At 67.8% G+C, this 18,656-nt stretch carries 18 protein-coding genes; 4 read left to right on the forward strand and 14 right to left on the reverse strand.

The genetic code is table 11. From position 1 onward, the window contains the following. The first annotated feature begins 100 nt into the window (after positions 1–100). Both ACFXNW_RS27775 and cutA read left to right on the forward strand, forming a co-directional pair. A complete protein-coding gene (locus ACFXNW_RS27775) occupies positions 101–892 on the forward strand; it encodes a 3-oxo-5-alpha-steroid 4-dehydrogenase (protein WP_379420744.1) in 792 nt (263 codons plus the stop codon). A gap of 45 nt (positions 893–937) precedes the next feature. After that, positions 938–1,276 (forward strand): divalent-cation tolerance protein CutA, encoded by a 339-nt coding sequence (gene cutA / locus ACFXNW_RS27780; RefSeq protein WP_379420745.1) that lies wholly within the window; start codon positions 938–940, stop codon positions 1,274–1,276. Between the two features lie 30 nt (positions 1,277–1,306). Here cutA and ACFXNW_RS27785 read toward each other — a convergent pair whose 3' ends face one another. The 8 genes from ACFXNW_RS27785 to ACFXNW_RS27820 form a co-directional block, all read right to left on the reverse strand. Next, the gene (locus ACFXNW_RS27785) at positions 1,307–3,043 is read right to left on the reverse strand and encodes a GMC oxidoreductase (RefSeq protein ID WP_379420746.1); all 1,737 of its coding nucleotides are present in this window, start codon (positions 3,041–3,043) and stop codon (positions 1,307–1,309) included. Between the two features lie 186 nt (positions 3,044–3,229). After that, positions 3,230–3,844 carry a TetR/AcrR family transcriptional regulator gene (locus ACFXNW_RS27790; RefSeq protein ID WP_379420747.1) on the reverse strand — a complete coding sequence of 205 codons (615 nt, stop codon included), beginning with the start codon at positions 3,842–3,844 and terminating at the stop codon, positions 3,230–3,232. 4 nt (positions 3,845–3,848) lie between these two features. Next, on the reverse strand, positions 3,849–4,631 hold the full coding sequence (locus ACFXNW_RS27795; RefSeq protein ID WP_379420748.1) for an enoyl-CoA hydratase family protein: 783 nt from the start codon (positions 4,629–4,631) through the stop codon (positions 3,849–3,851). A gap of 143 nt (positions 4,632–4,774) precedes the next feature. Beyond that, positions 4,775–5,935 carry an acyl-CoA dehydrogenase family protein gene (locus ACFXNW_RS27800; protein WP_379420749.1) on the reverse strand — a complete coding sequence of 387 codons (1,161 nt, stop codon included), beginning with the start codon at positions 5,933–5,935 and terminating at the stop codon, positions 4,775–4,777. Positions 5,936–5,937: 2 nt separating this feature from the next. Further along, positions 5,938–7,989, reverse strand: coding sequence for an acetyl/propionyl/methylcrotonyl-CoA carboxylase subunit alpha (locus ACFXNW_RS27805; protein ID WP_379420750.1), 2,052 nt, complete (start codon positions 7,987–7,989; stop codon positions 5,938–5,940). Positions 7,990–7,997: 8 nt separating this feature from the next. Further along, on the reverse strand, positions 7,998–9,596 hold the full coding sequence (locus ACFXNW_RS27810; protein ID WP_379420751.1) for an acyl-CoA carboxylase subunit beta: 1,599 nt from the start codon (positions 9,594–9,596) through the stop codon (positions 7,998–8,000). Next, positions 9,593–10,741 carry an acyl-CoA dehydrogenase family protein gene (locus ACFXNW_RS27815; protein WP_379420752.1) on the reverse strand — a complete coding sequence of 383 codons (1,149 nt, stop codon included), beginning with the start codon at positions 10,739–10,741 and terminating at the stop codon, positions 9,593–9,595. The genes ACFXNW_RS27810 and ACFXNW_RS27815 overlap by 4 nt, the downstream gene beginning before the upstream one ends. Next, complete coding sequence (locus tag ACFXNW_RS27820) at positions 10,741–12,462, reverse strand: acyclic terpene utilization AtuA family protein (RefSeq protein WP_379420753.1); 1,722 nt, start codon at positions 12,460–12,462, stop codon at positions 10,741–10,743. The genes ACFXNW_RS27815 and ACFXNW_RS27820 overlap by 1 nt, the downstream gene beginning before the upstream one ends. Before the next feature lie 219 nt (positions 12,463–12,681). Here ACFXNW_RS27820 and ACFXNW_RS27825 point away from each other — a divergent pair, with 219 nt between their 5' ends. After that, positions 12,682–12,837, forward strand: coding sequence for a hypothetical protein (locus ACFXNW_RS27825; RefSeq protein WP_379420754.1), 156 nt, complete (start codon positions 12,682–12,684; stop codon positions 12,835–12,837). Positions 12,838–12,870: 33 nt separating this feature from the next. Here ACFXNW_RS27825 and ACFXNW_RS27830 read toward each other — a convergent pair whose 3' ends face one another. From ACFXNW_RS27830 to thiO, 6 genes are all read right to left on the reverse strand, one after another. Beyond that, positions 12,871–13,635, reverse strand: a complete 765-nt coding sequence (locus ACFXNW_RS27830; protein WP_379420844.1) for an adenylate/guanylate cyclase domain-containing protein — start codon at positions 13,633–13,635, stop codon at positions 12,871–12,873. A gap of 345 nt (positions 13,636–13,980) precedes the next feature. Next, positions 13,981–14,739 (reverse strand): ABC transporter permease, encoded by a 759-nt coding sequence (locus ACFXNW_RS27835; protein WP_379420845.1) that lies wholly within the window; start codon positions 14,737–14,739, stop codon positions 13,981–13,983. Further along, on the reverse strand, positions 14,739–15,692 hold the full coding sequence (locus ACFXNW_RS27840; RefSeq protein WP_379420755.1) for an ABC transporter ATP-binding protein: 954 nt from the start codon (positions 15,690–15,692) through the stop codon (positions 14,739–14,741). Before ACFXNW_RS27840 ends, ACFXNW_RS27835 begins: the two co-directional genes overlap by 1 nt. Before the next feature lie 104 nt (positions 15,693–15,796). Further along, positions 15,797–16,570, reverse strand: a complete 774-nt coding sequence (locus ACFXNW_RS27845) for a thiazole synthase (protein ID WP_379420756.1) — start codon at positions 16,568–16,570, stop codon at positions 15,797–15,799. Further along, on the reverse strand, positions 16,563–16,781 hold the full coding sequence (thiS, locus tag ACFXNW_RS27850) for a sulfur carrier protein ThiS (protein WP_163823531.1): 219 nt from the start codon (positions 16,779–16,781) through the stop codon (positions 16,563–16,565). Before thiS ends, ACFXNW_RS27845 begins: the two co-directional genes overlap by 8 nt. Next, entirely contained in the window at positions 16,778–17,872 is a 1,095-nt protein-coding gene (gene thiO, locus ACFXNW_RS27855) for a glycine oxidase ThiO (RefSeq protein WP_379420757.1), read from the reverse strand. Before thiO ends, thiS begins: the two co-directional genes overlap by 4 nt. A gap of 52 nt (positions 17,873–17,924) precedes the next feature. Between thiO and thiE the strand changes: the two genes are divergently transcribed. Beyond that, complete coding sequence (gene thiE / locus ACFXNW_RS27860; protein ID WP_379420758.1) at positions 17,925–18,623, forward strand: thiamine phosphate synthase; 699 nt, start codon at positions 17,925–17,927, stop codon at positions 18,621–18,623. Positions 18,624–18,656 lie beyond the last annotated feature (33 nt).

Consider the following 18,656-nt stretch of genomic DNA (forward strand, 5'->3'; position numbering starts at 1 on the left):
ACAGCACACCCTCGACAGAAACTAGAACTTGTTCTAGTTTCTGTGAAACCGTCCGGTACCTTCCGCCGGCAGAGTCGACCCCGAACACCGAGGACCTCCGATGGATTGGTACACCGGAAACACCGCGTATGACACTGTGCTGACGATCGCGTTCGCCTTCGCAGCGTTCGTTATCGTGGGCGGCCTGTTCATGCAGAGCCCGTACGGGCGATTCGCATCGACCAATATCGGGTTCAACCTCAATCCGAAACTCGGCTGGTGGTTGATGGAGATCCCGGCCACCGTCGTATTCGCGGTGTTCTACCTGGCCGGACCGAATCGCTTCGAGCCGACCTCGATGGTGCTGGCGGGAATCTGGCTGCTGCACTACGCCAATCGCGGCTGGTTCTTCCCACTGTCCATACGGCAGGTGCCAGGCAAACGAAGCAGTTTCAATGTTTCCGTGCTGGCAGCCGGCGTCTTCGTCACCGCGATGCACGGCTACCTCAACGGGTCGTTCTTCAGCCAGGACTACCTGAACCAGTACGGGACCGAATGGTTGACCGACCCACGGTTCCTCATAGGCGTAGTCGTGTATCTGGGCGGATTCACGCTATTGGTTCGGTCCGAGTGGATCGTGCGCAATCTGCGAGACAAGGACAACCCCGGCTCCACCGAATACCGCGTCCCCTTCGGCGGCGGCTTCCGATTCGTCAGCAGCCCGGCCTATCTCGGCGAACTGATCGCCTGGGCCGGCTTCGCGCTGCTCACCTGGTCGTTGGCCGGTGTGGTGATCTTCCTGATCACCGCAGGCAATCTGGTACCCCGCGCCTTCGCCACGCATCGGTGGTATCGAGAGAAGTTCGCGGACTATCCACGGGATCGAAAAGCCCTGGTGCCGTACCTGGTCTGAACAGCTGCGCTCACCGCCGAATGAGCTCGAGGGACACTTGCTGTCATGGCCGAGGAAATCGTTGACGTATCGATCACCGCTGGTGACACCGAATGGCTTGCCGAATTCACCCGGCGGCTGGTCACCGAGCGGCTCGCCGCCTGCGGGAACATCATCTCCGGCGTGCGCTCGATCTATCGCTGGAACGACGCGGTGCACGCAACCGGCGAAGCACTGGTGATCCTGCATACCCGTCGCTCGCTGGTGAGCGCGATCATCGAACGCGCCGATGCCGAGCATGCCGATGAGACCCCACAGGTGCTCGCCGTTCCGGTGACACAGGCGCATCCGGGGTATCGGCAATGGGTGCTGGATTCCACAACCGAGCCGACACTGTTCGCCTAGCGGGACCGAGCATCTGCTCGCGCCGAAGACTCAGGCCCCTACCTCACCCCGCTCGGGAGCAGGCTGCGGGCCGAAGCCGACGATCGGTAAGCGCAGCGCCGCGGGTGCGTCGGCCGGAACCACCGGGCGCACAGGCGACACCGGCGGGATACGCCGATGCGGGGCGCCCATCGGCGGGCGGGTGTCGGCTTCGCCCTTGTTCGGCCAGAGTGCCGCCGCGCGCTCGGCTTGGGCGGCGATGGTCAGCGAGGGGTTGACCCCGAGGTTGGCGGAGATAGCGGCGCCGTCGACGACGCTGAGGGTCGGATAGCCGAAGACCCGGTGGTAGGAGTCGATGACGCCGTGGTCGGGGTCCGCGCCGATGGCGCAGCCGCCGATGAAGTGGGCGGTCATCGGAACGTCGAACAGATCGGGCCAGGTGCTGCCCGCGGTGGCGCCGAGTTTCTCGGCGACGCGGCGGGTGGCTTCGTGGCCTGCGGGGATCCAGGTGGGGTTCGGTTCGCCGTAGCCCTGTTTGCTGGCGAACTTGCGGCCGAACAGTCCACGCCGGGTGTAGGTGGTGATCGAATTGTCCAGCGACTGCATGACCAGCAGGATCAGGGTGCGTTCGCTCCACTGACGGGTGCGCAGCAGGCGGGCTGTGCGGATCGGCTGCTTCAACGCCAGCGGCAGGACCCGGACCCACGGCGGAATCCGGTGGCCCCCGTCGATGAGGTAGGTCTGCAACAGACCCATGGCATTGGAGCCCTTGCCGTAGCGGACGGGCTCGACGTGGGTGTCGGGCGTGGGGTGGAACGACGAGGTGATGGCGACGCCTCGGGTGATGTCCATATCCGGGTCGATCTCGGTGCGTCCGGCACCGAGGATGGCTTCGGAATTGGTGCGGGTCAGCACGCCGAGCCGAGTCGACAGTTCGGGGAGCACACCGGTGTCGCGCATCTTGAACAGCAGCCGCTGGGTTCCCCAGGTTCCGGCGGCCAGGACCACCCGCCCGGCACTGAAGGTGCGGCTGCCGCGGCGGGTCCAGGATCCGGTGCGGTGAGTGTCGACCAGCCAGGTGCCGTCGGGCTGCGGCCGGATCGCGGTCACCGTCGTCATCGGATGTACCTGCGCACCCGCCTGCTCTGCGAGACCGAGATAGTTCTTGACCAGGGTGTTCTTCGCGCCGTGGCGGCATCCGGTCATACATTCACCGCATTCGATACAACCGGTGCGATCCGGTCCGGCACCACCGAAATACGGGTCGGCGACGGTCTTGCCCGGCTCCCCGAAATACACCCCGACAGGCGTGCGCACGAAGGTCTCGCCCGCCCCCATATCGGCGGCCACCGATTGGATGATGTCGTCGGCGGGTGTCATATGCGGGTTCTGCACCACGCCGAGCATTTTCTTCGCCTGCTCGTAGAACGGGCCGAGCTCGTCATCCCAGTCGGCGATATCGGCCCACTGCTGATCGGCGAAGAACGCGGGGCCCGGCTTGTAGAGGGTGTTGGCGTAGTTGAGCGAACCACCGCCGACGCCCGCACCGGCCAGGATGAAACAGTCACGCAATCGGTGAATGCGCTGGATGCCATAGCAGCCGAGCTTGGGCGCCCACAGATAGCGGCGCATATCCCAGTTGGTCGCGGCGAATTCGGCATCGGCGAACCGGCGGCCTGCCTCCAGCACGCCGACCCGATAGCCCTTTTCGACCAGCCGCAACGCGGTGACGCTGCCACCGAACCCGGAACCGACGATCAGAACGTCGACATCGAGCTCCCCGCTCATCTGACACCTCCGTCGCCGACGTTAACAGCCGTGGACGTGCGGTTTCGCAAGATTGTGCGGTATCGCAAACTACTGACGCCGCAGACTCCGACGCGTCACAACGGATGGCACTTCCTCCCACGTTCGTCAGAAGCTCAACACTCGTATGCCCCAGATCGCGCTCGAATTCCGAGCCGCCACGCACGGCTAGCGCGTGCCGTCGAGCGCGGTATGCAACGTCACCGCCCACTGATGAACGATCTGCTTACGCCGCGAGGAGTCGTCGGTCAGCACATCGGCAAGGCCGAGCCCACGCGCCATATCCAAGGTGGCCTGGACGAGGTGGTGGGCTACCGGATCGGCGTCGTCGACGCCAAGAGCCTCTACCGCGCGACGATGCGAAATCCGGCCGAAGCGGGCTTCCAGCGGGACGATGCGTTCGCGGAGCGCCGGGTCGGCGGCGGCGTGGGTCCATACCTGGAGTGCCGCCTTGAACAGCGGGCTTGTGTAGGACTCCACCAGCCCGGCCACCACGGCCTCGGTCCGCCCGACGCCGACCGCGGTGGCGGCCAGTGTCTCCGCCTCCACCTTGGCCTGCTCGGTCCTGGTGTCGAACATGTACGCCAGGGCCGCCGTGATCAGGTCTTCCCGGGTAGGGAAATGGTGCTGGGCCGCGCCACGCGACACCCCCGCGCGTTCGGCGACAACGGCCACCGTCGCAGCTGCCCAGCCCATCTCGGCCAGGCAGTCGATGGTCGCCTCGAGCAGCCGCTGCCGGGTGGCCCGGCTGCGGTCCTGCTTCGGTTCGTGGGGTGTCGCCATGGGCTTATTGTGCCCAGCTCGGCGGGCGCTTCTGCAGGAAGGCCGTCATGCCCTCGATCACCTCGGGGGTGCCGAAGAAGCTGCCCGAGCGCTCGGCCAGTTCCCCGGCCTGGGCGTCGAACCCGGCGAGCAGCTGCGCGTTGACCAATTTCTTGGACTCGGCCAGCGCCTGCGGGGATCCTTTGCGCAGCTCACCGCACAGCCGCTTGACCTCGGCCGCGGCATCGTCGGCGGCGATGGTGATGAGTCCGATCTCCTGCGCCACGGCGGTATCGAACTTCTCACCGGTGAGGTAGTAGCGACTGGCCGCACGCTGATCGAGCTTGGGCAGCAGGGTCAACGAGATCATGAACGGCGCCATGCCGATGCGGACCTCGGTGAGCGCGAAGCTGCTCGACGGACCCGCCACCACCAGATCGCAGGCGGCGATGATGCCCATGCCGCCGGCCCGGACATTGCCGTCGATCTGGGCGATCACCGGTTTCGGCGCCGCTGCCAGCGCGCGCAGCACGTCGATCATCTGGCGGGTGCGCTGATCGGCCGCGGTGGCGGGGTCGGAGTTGGCGGCCTCGCTCAGGTCCGCACCGGCGCAGAATGTGTTGCCGGTGTGGGTGAGCACGATGCCTCGCACCGTGGGATCGGTGACGGCGGCGTCGATTCCGGCGAGCAGCTCCCGAACCAGCTTGGACGAGAGCGCATTGCGATTGTGCGGTGAATCGAAGGTCAGTGTCGCGAACCCGTCGGCGACCTCATAACGCACGAACGGCGCCTCGGTTGTCTCACTCATGCCTGCACCTCTCCGGCACTCGGCGTCGAAACAACCGAGGCCTCGACTGTGTTGAATGCTCGCCCGCTGCACTCACTCATCCGAATCTCCATTCCGGACTCCGACCGTGGCCCCGCACCCAACGACGCGGGGCCAGGTCGCGCTCAGTAGGACTTCGGCAGACCCAGCGAGTGCTGGGCGACGAAGTTGAGGATCATTTCCCGGCTCACCGGCGCGATGCGGGCGATCCTGGCGGCACCGAGCATGGCCGCCAGGCCGTACTCGCGAGTCAGGCCGGCACCGCCGTGGGTCTGGATCGCCTGGTCGAGGGCCTTGATGCTGGCCTCGCCCGCCGCGTACTTGGCCATGTTCGCGGCCTCGGCGGCGCCCATCTCGTCACCGGCGTCGTAGAGGGTGGCGGCCTTCTGCATCATCAGCTTGGCCTGTTCGAGCTCGATCTTCACCTGCGCAAGCGGATGCGCGATGCCCTGGTGGGCACCGATCGGCGTCTTCCAGACCGTGCGCTCCTTGGCGTATTCGACGGCCCGGTCGATCGCGTAGCGGCCCATACCGACGGCCATCGCGGCGCCCATGATGCGCTCGGGGTTCAACCCGGCGAACAGCTGCATCAGCGCCGCGTCTTCCTTGCCGACGAGGGCGTCGGCGGGCAGCCGGACGTCGTCGAGGAACAGCGTGAACTGGTGGTCCGGCTCGATGATGTCCATCTCCTGCGGCGTCTTGATGAAGCCGGGAGCATCGGTCGGGACGATGAACAGAGCGGGCTTGAGCTTGCCGGTCTTGTGATCCTCGGTGCGGGACACGATCAGCACGGCCTCGGCCTGGTCGACACCGGAGATGAAGATCTTGCGGCCGTTGAGGATCCAGTCGTCACCATCGCGGCGGGCGGTGGTGGTGATCTGGTGCGAGTTGGAGCCTGCGTCGGGCTCGGTGATGCCGAAGACCATCTTGCCGGTGCCGTCGGAGAGCTTGGGCAACCAGGACGCCTTCTGCTCGTCGGTGCCGTATTTGGTGATGATGGTGCCGCAGATGGCCGGCGAGACCACCATGAGCAGCAGGCCCGCACCCTGGGCGGCCAGTTCCTCCATCACCAGCGCCAGCTCGTACATGCCCGCGCCACCGCCGCCGAACTCCTCGGGCAGGTTGACGCCGAGGAAGCCGAGCTTGCCCGCCTCCGCCCACAGTTCGTCCAGCGGCTCGTTGGCGCGTGCCTTCGGCAGCACGTAGTCGCGATAGTTGTACTTCGAGGCGAGCGCGGCGACCGCGGCCCGCAGTTCCTTGCGCTCTTCGGATTCGATGAAGCTCATGGTTACTCCTGATTTTCCGAGGGCTCGTCCACCACGGCGAGCACGGCGCCGACCTCGACCTGCTGGCCGACGGTGACATTGAGGGCAGTGAGGACACCGGTGGCAGGGGCGACAATGGTGTGTTCCATCTTCATCGCCTCCAGCCACAGGATGGGCTGACCAAGTTTGACCTGGTCACCGGCCGCGGCGCCGAGCCGGATCACGCTGCCCGGCATGGGCGCGAGCAGCGAACCGGCGGCCACCTGATCGGCCGGATCGGTGAAACGCGGCAGCCTGCGGACCGCGACCGGACCTAGCGGCGAATCTACGCAGACCAGATCGTCGTAGCGCGCGATCTCGAACTGCCTGCGCACCGGTCCGCGCGCACCTGGCACACTCAGCACCACTCGATCCGGCGTGAGATCGACCAGCTCGAGACCCTCATGGCCTTCGACCTGCACACCCGTCCGGGTGAAGCGGTAGCGCACCTCGTGAGTGCCGCTGGTGCGGCTCTCGTAGGACTTGGTCTGTGGTGCGGAGGCGAGATTGCGCCAGCCGCTCGGGATTCCGCGATCGGCACGGGCGGCGCGCCGGTTGGCTGCCGCGTCCGCGAGCGCGGCGGCAACGATCGACAGCGCCTCATCGGACTCGCTGGTCAGCGGTGCGGACAACGCGTCGAGTCCATGAGTGGCGAAGAAGGCGGTATCGGTGTCGCCGGCAATGAATGCCGGATGCCGCAGCACCCGCACGAGCAAATCGCGGTTGGTGACCAGACCATGGATCTTGGCTCGCTGCAAGGCCGTAGCCAGCAGATGCGCGGCTTCGGCACGGGTTTCGGCATAGGAGATGACCTTGGCAAGCATCGGGTCGTAATGCACGCCGACCACCGAACCGTCGACAACCCCCGTGTCCAGCCGCACGCCGCTGTGCTCGAGCACGGTGAATTCACCGGCGGTGAACGGGATGTCGAGCTTGTGCACCGGCCCGCTCTGCGGCTGCCAATCGTGCGAAGGGTCCTCGGCATAGAGCCGGACCTCGATCGAATGCCCGCGCTTGGCCGGCTGGGTAGCAGGCAGCGGCAGACCGGAGGCGACCTGCAACTGCAACCGGACCAGGTCGAGTCCAGTGGTCTGCTCGGTGACCGGATGCTCCACCTGGAGCCGGGTGTTCATCTCCAGGAAGAAGAACTCGCCCTTCTCATCGGCCAGGAATTCGACCGTGCCCGCACCCTCATAGCCGATCGCCCCGGCCGCGAGCCGTGCCGCTTCAAACAAGCGATCCCGCATCCCGTCGACCTTCTCCACCAGCGGCGACGGCGCTTCCTCCACCACTTTCTGATGACGACGCTGAATCGAGCATTCACGCTCGCCCACCGCCCACGTGGTGCCCGCGGTATCGGACATGACCTGGACCTCGATATGCCGTCCGGTCTCCAGGTACCGCTCGCAGAACACCGTCGGATCACCGAACGCCGATTCGGCCTCGCGCCGCGCCGCCTCGATCTGCCCGGACAGCTCGCTCAGCTCACGCACCACGCGCATACCGCGGCCGCCACCACCGGCGGAGGCCTTGATCAGCACCGGCAGATGCGCGTCGGTGACCTCGGCCGGGTCCAGTTCGGCCAGTACCGGCACCCCGGCGGCGTCCATCATCTTCTTGGATTCGACCTTCGAACCCATCTGCTCGATGGCGGCCACCGGCGGACCGATCCACACCAATCCGGCGTCCAGCACGGCGCGCGCGAATTCGGCGTTCTCGGACAGGAATCCGTAGCCGGGATGGATGGCGTCGGCGCCTGCCGCGTGCGCGGCCTCGATGATCAGCTCGCCACGCAGGTAGGTCTCGCCGGGTGTGTTGCCGGGCAGCCGGATGGCGGCATCGGCCTCGGCCACATGTGGCGCGGCCGCATCGGCGTCGGAGTACACCGCGGTGGTCGCGATGCCCATCCGGCGGCAGGTGGCGAACACCCGGCGCGCGATCTCACCACGGTTGGCGACCAGGACATTGGTAATCGCTGTAGGCCCGCCCGTCGCCCGACCGCCGCCCCTCACCGAATCGCTTCGCGATGCAGTCATTGTCCGCCTCACATTCGGAAGACGCCGAAGCCCTCGGCGCCCTGGATCGGGGCTGTATGAACGGCCGACAACGCCATTCCCAGCACGGTGCGGGTGTCACGGGGGTCGATGATTCCGTCGTCGAAAAGCCTGCCGGACAGGAACATCGGCATCGCCTCGGCCTCGATCTGCGCCTCGACCATGGCAGCGAGACCGGCGGCGGCTTCCTCGTCGAACGGCAAGCCCTTGGCCTCGGCGGCGCCGCGCTGCACGATGGTGAGTACGCCGCCCAGCTGCGCGCCGCCCATGACGGCGGACTTCGCACTCGGCCAGGCGAACAGGAAGCGCGGGTTGAACGCGCGCCCGCACATGCCGTAGTGACCCGCGCCGTAGGACGCGCCGATCAGCAGCGAGATATGCGGCACCTTCGAGTTGGCCACGGCGTTGATCATCATCGCGCCGTGCTTGATGATGCCGCCGTGCTCGTAGTCCTTGCCGACCATGTAGCCGGTGGTGTTGTGCAGGAACAGCAGTGGTGTGTTCTTCTTGTTCGCCAGCTGGATGAACTGGGTCGCCTTCTGCGATTCCTCGGAGAACAGCACGCCGCGTGCGTTGGCAAGGATGCCGATCGGGTAGCCGTTGATCTCGGCCCACCCGGTGACCAGGCTGGAACCGTAGAGCGGCTTGAACTCGTCGAAATCGGAACCGTCGACCACCCGGGCGATCACTTCGCGCGGGTCGAACGGGATCTTCAGATCCGAGGGCACGATGCCGAGCAGTTCCTCGGGATCGTAGAGCGGCGAGATCACCTCGGGGCGCGGCTCGGGGCCCTGCTTCTTCCAGTTCAGACGGCGCACGATGCCGCGGCCGATGCGGATGGCGTCCTGCTCGTCGGCGGCCATGTAGTCGGCCAGGCCCGAGGTGCGGGCGTGCATTTCGGCGCCACCGAGGGTCTCGTCATCGGAGTCCTCACCGGTGGCCATCTTCACCAGCGGCGGGCCGGCCAGAAAGACCTTCGCGCCCTCTTTGACCATCACCACGTAGTCGGACATGCCGGGGATATAGGCGCCACCGGCGGTGGAGTTGCCGAAAACCAGCGAGATCGTGGGGATACCGGCCGCGGATGCCTGAGTGAGGTCGCGGAACATCGCGCCACCCGGAATGAACACTTCCTTCTGCGTGGGCAGATCGGCGCCGCCGGACTCGACCAGCGAGATCACCGGCAGGCGGTTCTCCCGGACGATGTCGTTGATACGCAGCGTCTTACGCAAAGTCCACGGGTTGGAGGTGCCACCGCGCACGGTGGGGTCGGGGGCGACGATCATGCATTCGACGCCCTCGACGATGCCGATGCCGGCGATCGTCGACGCTCCGACGTGGAAGTCACTGCCCCATGCGGCGAGCGGGCACAGCTCCAGGAACGGCGAATCCTCATCCAGCAGCAGTTCGATGCGCTCACGTGCGGTGATCTTGCCGCGCTTGTGATGGCGCGCCACCTTGTCCGGGCCGCCGCCGGCGATGGCCTTGGCGAATTCGCCCTCGAGTTCGGTGAGCTTGTCGGTCATCGCCTCCGCGGACGCGGCGTACTCCGGCGATGACGGATCGAGGGTGGAACGGAAGGTCGTCACGACTGGTACCCCAATACTTTCGACGCCAGCATGGTCAGGATTTCGTTCGTGCCGCCGCCGATGCCGATGATGCGGACGTCGCGGTAGATGCGCTCGATCTCGGATTCGCGCATGTAGCCCATGCCGCCGTGCAGCTGAACGCCCTGGTTGGCCACCCATTCGGCAGTCTCGACGGCGGTGTTCTTGGCGAAGCAGACCTCGGCGATGAGTCCCGGCTCACCGGCGGCGTGCCGTTCGACCAGCGCGCGGGTATAGACCCTGGCCACGTCGACGCGTCGCGCCATCTCGGTGAGCGTCATCTGCACCGACTGGCGGCTGATCAGCGGGCGGCCGAAGGTCTCGCGGTTGCGGCACCAGTCGAGGGTCAGATCCAGTGCGCGCTGGGCCTGCGCGTAGGCCTGCACGGCGAGGCCGACCCGCTCGCTGACGAAAGCCGTGGCGATCTGGGCGAATCCGGTGTTCTCCGCACCGACCAGGTTCTCCACTGGAACCCGCACGTCCTCGTAGGACAGCTCGCCGGTATCGGAGGCCAGCCAGCCCATCTTCTCCAGCTTGCGCGCCACCGTGAAGCCCGGCGTATCGGTGGGCACGATGATCAGCGAGACGCCCGCCGCGCCCGGCCCGCCGGTGCGCACCGCGGTCACGACGAAGTCGGCGCGGCAGGCCGAGGTGATGAAGGTCTTGGCGCCGTTGATGATGTAGTGGTCGCCGTCGCGGATCGCCGAGGTGGTCAGGTGGCCGACATCGGAACCGCCGCCCGGCTCGGTGATCGCCAGCGAACCGATCAGATCACCGGCCAGCGTCGGCTTCGCCCAGCGATCGATCTGCTCGGTATTGCCGGAGGCGATGATGTGTGGGAGGGCGATGCCGCAGGTCATCAAGGACGCCCAGGCGCCGCCGGAGGCGCCGGCCTGGTGGAACTCCTCGCCGAGGATCACCGCATCGATGGCATCGCCGCCGGATCCACCGGCCGACTCCACGACGTCGATGCCGAGCAGACCGAGTTCACCAGCCTTCTTGTGCAGCTCACGCGGGAGTTCGCCCGCGCGTTCCCAGGCGTCGAGATCGGGCAGGATCTCGCGCTCGACGAACCCGCGCACGGTGGCACGCAGCTCTTTCCGTTCCGGTGTATCCCACACGCTCATTACTTGCCCTCCAGCAACTCGGTCGGAATGTCGACATGACGGGAACGCAGCCATTCGCCGAGCCCCTTGGCCTGCGGATCGAAACGGGCCTGATAGGCCACGCCCTTACCGAGCAGACCGGAGATGATGAAGTTCAGTGCGCGCAAGTTCGGCAGCACATGCCGGGTGACCTCGAGCGACGCGGTTTCGGGCAGCAGTTCGCGCAACCGGTCGACGGTGAGGGTGTGCACCAGCCAGCGCCACTGTTCGTCGGTGCGGACCCAGACGCCGATATTGGCGTCGCCACCCTTGTCGCCGCTGCGGGCCAGCGCGATGGTGCCGAGCGGTGCGCGCCGGGTGTCGCTCACCGCCAACGGTTCCGGCACCGCAGGCGCCGGAACAGATTCCAGCGCACGGGTTTCGGTCGCTTGCGCGATGTCGACCCGCTTGCCGTCGGCCAGTACCGCGATATGCGGCACCTCGCCCGCATCGACGAAGCCGGGTGTGTACACGCCGTAGGGCGAACCATTACCCGGCAATGTGGTGAAGCTGCACCCCGGGTAGCTGGCCAGCGCCAGTTCGACGGCGACGCTGGAAAACGCCCTGCCCACCTTGTTCGGATCCGAATCGCGGACCACACAGCGCAGCAGGGCGCTGGCCTGCTCCTCGGAGTCGGCGTCGGGGCGGTCGAGACGGGCAAGGGTCCAGTCGAGTTCGGCCGGGCGCACCGTCAGCCAGGATTCCAGCTGACGTTGCGCCAGTTCGGCTTTCGCTTCGATATCGAGTCCGGTGAGCACGAACTCCATCTCGTTGCGGAATCCGCCGAGCGTATTGAGCGAAACCTTCAACTGCGGCGGCGGCGCCTCACCGGCCACGCCGCTGATCAGCACCCGGTCCGCGCCCTCCTGCTCGACCTGGATGGTATCGAGGCGGGTAGTGACGTCCGGCCCGGCGTAGCGCGCGCCCTGGATCTCGTACATGAGCTGGGCCCGCACGGTGTCGACGGTGACCGCGCCGCCGGTGCCCGCATGCTTGGTGATGACGCTGCTGCCGTCACGCCGGATCTCCGCGATCGGGAAACCGGGGCGACCCAGATCCGCGAGCTCGGTGAAGAAGGCGTAGTTACCGCCGGTGGCCTGGGTGCTGCATTCGATGACGTGCCCGGCCACCACGGCGCCGGCGAGCCGGTCGTAGTCGGCGCGCTCCCAGCCGAAGTGCGCCGCGGCCGGGCCGACGATCACCGAGGCATCGGTGACGCGGCCGGTGACCACGATGTCGGCGCCGGAGTTCAGGCATTCGACGATGCCCCATGCGCCGAGGTAGGCATTGGCGGTGAGCGGGGAACCGAGGTCGAGCTCGGCGGCACGGCCTGCGAGATCATCGCCTTCGACATGGGCGATCTTGGCGTCGAGGCCCAGCTCGGCGGCCACCTTGCGCAGCTTCTCGGCCAGTCCGGCCGGATTGAGGCCGCCCGCGTTGGTGACGATCTGGACGTTGCGTTCCAGCGCAAGACCCAGGCAGTCCTCGATCTGCTTGACGAAGGTTTTCGCGTAGCCCAGGCTCGGATCCTTCATCCGGTCCCTGCCGAGGATCAGCATGGTCAGTTCGGCGAGATAGTCGCCGGTCAGCACGTCGAGTTGCCCGCCTTCGAGCATGTCGCGCATCGCAGTCAACCGGTCGCCGTAGAACCCGGAACAGTTGCCGATCCGGATCACGTCCGGATCGTCGGCCAGCCTACTCATCAGCGGGTATGCCTCCTGTCGCGCTGGATCGGGCCGTCGCTGGGATCAGCCGGGCGCCGCACGGCACCCGCGATCCGCGTACGACACCAGCATCACAGCCACTCCGGAAAAAATCAAGCTTGCGTGCTTGTTAATCGAGAGCTATCGTCCGCGGCAGATTTGCGCAGGCGAGACAGGCCGGACGCGGCAGTATGAGATCGAGACGGCACAATCGGCAGCATGTCCTCCGATGTCGCCGTGGTCCTCCTCTTCGCTCTCGCCGGGTTTCTCATCGGCGGGGCGTACACGACGTGGAAGACCGCGCGTCCACTCGCCATCGCGCTGGGCGTATGCGCGGTGCTTGCGGCAGCCGGCGCGGTCGTCTGGTTGATCTGAGCCGGGGCCGCGAACACGAGCCCCGCACGCACATCAGACCCTGCTCAGCCGGAAGATGCGCAGGTCATCGGGCACACCACTCAGCGGCGCCGTGAACATCCCCCGCCGATACGGCTTGACCGCGTAACCGAGTTCCTCCAGCACCCCCGGTGACACCGAACGCAGCGTTGCCTCCGACAGCATGGTCCTGCCATTGCCGCCTGCCTCCATGACGCGCGCGGCGATGGTGACGTCGACGCCGAGCCAGTCACCGCCGATCTCCCGCGGCGACCCGGTATGCAGGCCGATCCGCATCTGCGGGCGATAGCCGTCGACGCTGACCTCACCCAGCGCGCGCTTGGCCGCCGCCGCGGCGCGCACGGCCGCGTCGGCGGTCGGGAAGACCGCCATCACGCCGTCGCCCATCCGCTTCACCACCTGACCGCCCCGCTGGGCGATCGGCGGTTCGATGGCCTTGGCGACCCGGCGCAACAGTTCGAGGGTGGCCTCGTCACCTGCCGACAGCGACCATTTCGAGAACGACACCAGGTCGGTGAACATGACGGTGACTTCCTGCGTGCCCCGGCCGCGACCGACCCGCTCCAGCGCCGCCTGCCACACCTGCAGCGCACCGAAACCGATCTCCCGCGCCGCACTCGGCCTGGCACCGACGAACTTGTCCGCGGCACGCGCGACCGCGCGCGGTCCGCCGGGGCCCGATACCGAGAGCGGATCACCGAACGACGGGTCACCCGGCAGCTGTTCGCGGGCTTTGCGCAGCGCGCCGATGACGTCCGGGCGTTGGTTCGCCGCGGTCATCAGGGCCGAGATCGCGCGCGGCCGCGGGCGACGGGAGGAGCCGGCTTCCGCCGGGGGAATGATCACGCCGGGATCGACGTCATCAGCTTCCGGTTCCGGTCCGGACACCGCACCGCCGGAAGGTGTTTTGCTCACGCCCCGAGCGTATCCCAGCCGACCGGGCGCCGGTGGGGGCCGTGAACGGCGTCCGGCCCGGTGCGAAATTCGCACCGGGCCGGAAAGAACCGCACCGTCCGCCGGGCAGTGGCGGACGGTGCGCGAGGGGCGCGGACCTCCCGACAAGGTCCGGTTACCCCACAACCCGAGTGGCGAGGGAGGGCTACTCGGGTAGCCAGGTTGTTCGAGCTACGCGTCGCGTTGGTTCACCGCGAACAGCGCGGCACCGAACACGATCGCGACGAAGGCGACGAAGTACAGCAGGCTGCCCCACACGCCCCAGTGCCAGTTGCCCACCGGCCCCTCCACCGCGAGGAAGCGGTTGGCGTTCGCGAAGGGCAGGAACGGGGTCACATTGCGACCGAAGCTGCCGAACGCGCCGAGCAGCGGCTCGATGAGCAGCGACCACAGCACGATCAGCGAGATCGCCGCCGCCGACTGGCGCACCAGCACACCGACCGCGATCGCCAGCGCCACACACAGGAAGGTGTAGATGGGCAGGCCGTAGATCGTGCGCCAGTGGCCTTCCAGCACCAGGGTGGCAGCCGCCTCGGAGCCACCGACCAGTTTGCCTATCAGGAAGGCGCCGAATGCGAGCACTGTGGTCAACACGGCGCCGTAGAACCCGACGAGCGCGGTCTTGGTGAGGATCACCAGGTTGCGATGCGGAACCGCCTGGAATGTCGTGCGGATGACGCCGAAGCGGTACTCGCTGGTCACCGTCAGCGCCGCCATGATCATCAGCACCATCACACCGAAGCCGGAGACGCCCGCGGTCACGGTGCCGATGTCGAGCGAGGGCACATCACCGGAATCCGAGCCCGCTGTCCGCACCACCAGCGCGAACAGCGCCGCCAAGCCGAGGCCGAGCACGACGACGATCACCGAGCACCACCACGGCGACCTGGTCGAGGTCAGCTTGATCCGTTCCGCTTCGAGCACGCCGATCACAGCGCACCTCCCATCACCTGGTCGTTCATGGGCACGCCCTCAGCGTGATACTGCACCGCGCCGCCGGTCATCCGCATGAACGCCTCCTCCAGCGAGGCCCGCTGCGGCGCGAGTTCGAACAGCGTGATGTCGTTCGCACCTGCCAGCTTGCCGACCGAGTCACTTGTGACACCCGCGATCATGAGCGCGGGGCCGTCCTGTCCGGAGCCGTCCTCACGGACGGTCATGCCATTGGAGGTGAGGATGCTGCGCAGCTGGTCCAGCTGCGGGCTGCGTACCCGCACCGACGACTCCGAGGCGCGGTCGATGAATTCCTGCGTCGTCGAATCCGAGATGAGCTTGCCGCGGCCGATCACCACCAGGTGTTCGGCGGTCTGCGCCATCTCCGACAGCAGATGGCTCGACACGAGTACCGTGCGGCCCTCGGCGGCCAGGCGCTGCATGAACCGGCGGATCCACAGGATGCCCTCCGGGTCGAGGCCGTTGACCGGCTCGTCGAACAGCAGCACCGCCGGATCGCCGAGCAGCGCGCCGGCCAGGCCGAGCCGCTGCGACATACCGAGGGAGAATCCGCCCGCGTTCTTGCCAGCGACCTCGGACAGGCCGACCAGTCGCAGCACCTCCTCGACCCGCGATTTCGGGATGCGGTTGGAGGCGGCCATCCACTGCAGATGAGCGCGCGCGGAGCGGTTGGGATGCACCCACTTGGCGTCGAGGAGAGCGCCGACCTCGCGCAGCGGCTGGTCCAGGTCGTGGTACGGCCTGCCGTTGATCAGGGCGGTTCCGGCGGTCGGCCGGTCCAGCCCGAGGATCATCCGCATCGTGGTCGACTTACCGGCGCCGTTCGGTCCGAGGAAGCCCGTCACCTGTCCGGGGCGAACGGTGAAGGTCAGATCCTGAACCGCGACGGTCTGTCCGTAGTGCTTGGTCAGGCCCTTCAGTTCGATCATGCCTACAGCATTGCGCAGATTTCTCCAGCGCGCGTCCGTATAAAGGCTTGTCGTCGGTCATCCTCGAGGATGATCTGGACCCGGGGGTGTCCCCCTGCCGTCCCCTACAGTGCCGGGGAAGACGCCTGCGCCCAGAAGCGCTTGGGGATGCGGCCTGCCTCGCGGGCCAGGCGACCGGCCCGCACGGCATCGGCCATGGCGGCAGCCATGAGCGCGGGTTGGCGGGCGCGGGTCACCGCGGTCGCCAGCAGTACCGCCGAGCAGCCGAGTTCCATGGCCAGCGCGGCGTCGCTCGCGGTGCCGATCCCGGCGTCGAGGATCACCGGGACACCGGCCTCGGCCACGATCATCTCGATATTGTGCGGGTTGCCGATGCCGAGGCCGGTGCCGATCGGGGCGCCCAGCGGCATCACCGCCGCGCAGCCCGCTTCCTCGAGCCTGCGGGCGAGCACCGGGTCGTCATTGGTGTAGGGCAGCACGACGAAACCGGCGTCGACCAGCTTTTCCGCGGCGTCGAGCAGTTCGATCGGATCGGGCAGCAGGGTGCGCTCGTCGGCGACGACCTCGAGCTTGACCCAGTTGGTGTCGAGCGCCTCGCGGGCGAGTTGGGCAGTAAGCACCGCTTCGGCGGCGGTGCGACAGCCCGCGGTATTGGGCAGCGGGGTGATGTCGAGACGCTTCAGCAGATCGAGCACACCGGTGCCGCCCGCCGCGTCGACGCGGCGCATGGCGACGGTGGTCAGCTCGGTGCCGGAGGCGACAAGCGCCTCCTCGAGCACGGCCAGGCTCTCGGCACCGCCGGTGCCCATGATGAGCCGGGAGCCGAACTGCCTGCCCGCGATCTCCAATGGGGTATCGACGGCCGCTGCGTCATCCACCTTGGACCGCCGTCAGCACGTCGATCTGCCAGCCGCGGCCGACCGGCTCGTCCCAGCGCGACTTCGGGAACACCGCGCCGTCGACGGCCAGCGCAACGCCCTGACACGGCAACTCCAGCCGGGTGAGCAGCTCACGCACCGTGAGCGGCTCGGCGAACTCGTGGTCCTGGCCGTTCACGGTGACGCCGATAGGCACAGATATCGCGGTCATCGAACTCCTCCTGCGGATGAGACAGCCGGCGCGGACGGCGCCGAAAAGCGTTGCGGATTCGCCGATGCCACCTCGGGCAGCGGGGTACCCGCCAGCTCGGCCAGGACCGCATCGGCGGTGATGGCGGTGGTGAGCATGCCGTTGCGGCCGTGGCCGGTGGCGGCGATGATCCGGTCGGTGAGCCTGCCGATCAGCGGCAGATTGTCCGGCGTTGCGGGTCGCGAGCCCGAATTCGCCTCGGCCAGTTCGTATTCACCGATACCCGGCAGGACGGCCTCGGCGTCGGCGATCAGGTCACGGACTCCGCCGACGGTCACCGTCACGTCGGCGCCCGCCTCGTATTGTGTTGCGCCGACCACGATTCCGTCGCCGCGCGGCACCAGGTACACCGGCCTGCCGTGCACCCGTGCACGGATCACCCGGGTCGGCACCGGCTGCGCGCCGGGGCGGTGCCGCAGCCGCAGGATCTCGCCCTTGACCGGGCGCACCGGCAATCCCGCCCACAGCTGGGCCGAGGCAGCGCCCGCCGCAAGCACGATCTGATCGTGCGGCAGGGCGTCGAGATCGTCGACGGCTTCGGCGCGCACCTCGACACCCGCCGCATCGACGGCCTGGCGCAGCGCGGTGACGAGCAGCCGGTTGTCGATGGCGGGCTCTGCGGTGGCCAGCATGCCCGCGCGGACGGTACGGGCGAGTCCGGGCTCGAGCTCGCGCACCCCGGCGCGGTCGAGAATGCGCAGATCGTGGCCGTGGCCACCGACCCAGTCGGCGATGGTGCGCAGATCGGCGGCGTCGGCGGCATCGAGCGCAACGGTCAGCGTTTGGTCGGCCACATAGACCTCGGCGCCGGTCGTGGCTTCGAGCCGGGCGGCGAACTCGGGCCAGTGCGCCAGCGCGGCGGCGCCGAAAGCGAGCACGGCGTCCTCACCGGGCCAGCCCTCCGAGAGCGGGGCCAGCATCCCGCCGGCTACCCAGGAGGCGCCGGAGGCGACCGCAGGATCGAACAGCGTGACCGTCCACCCGGCCTCAGCAGCTCGCCAGGCCGCAGCGAGCCCGATGGCGCCGCCACCGACGACGGCCAGAGTCCGCATCCGTTCCTCCTCGTGTTCGCATCCCCACGGTAGCGCGGCTACGGTCGAAGGCGTGCAACCCTCCCACCCGAACCGACCGCTGCCGCCACGGGCGCGTCTGGCCACCGCGCGGTTGTATCTGTGCACCGACGCCCGCCGGGAAAAGGGCGATCTGGCCAAGTTCGCCGAGGCCGCTCTAGCGGGCGGAGTCGACATCATCCAGTTACGCGACAAGGGGTCACCGGGCGAGCAGAAGTTCGGCCCGCTGGAGGCCAAGGCCGAACTCGGCGCACTCGCCGAACTGAAGGCTGCCGCCCGCAGGCACGGTGCGCTGGTCGCGGTGAACGACCGGGCCGATCTGGCTCTCGCCGCCGGCGCCGACGTGCTCCATCTCGGTCAGGGCGACCTGCCACCGTGGTACGCGCGCCGCATCCTCGGCCCCGACGTGGTGATCGGCCGCTCCACCCACAATCGCGCCCAGGCGGGCCTGGCCGCCATCGACGAGCACATCGATTACTTCTGCACCGGGCCGGTATGGGCGACCCCGACCAAGCCGGGCCGGTCGGCCGCCGGGCTCGATCTGGTCCGCTCCACCGCCGACGCGCACCCGACCCGTCCGTGGTTCGCCATCGGCGGGGTCGATGCGAAGAAGCTGCCCGAGGTGCTGGACGCGGGCGCCGACCGGGTCGTGGTGGTTCGGGCGATCACCGAGGCGCGCGATCCCGAGGCGGCGGCACGGGAGTTGAAGGCAGCGCTGCTCGCGAATTACTGAAGCGGTTCGCGGGGCAATCTGTCATCCCTGCCG

The organism is Nocardia sp. NPDC059180, from assembly GCF_042754945.1.
Taxonomy (GTDB): Bacteria; Actinomycetota; Actinomycetes; order Mycobacteriales; family Mycobacteriaceae; genus Nocardia.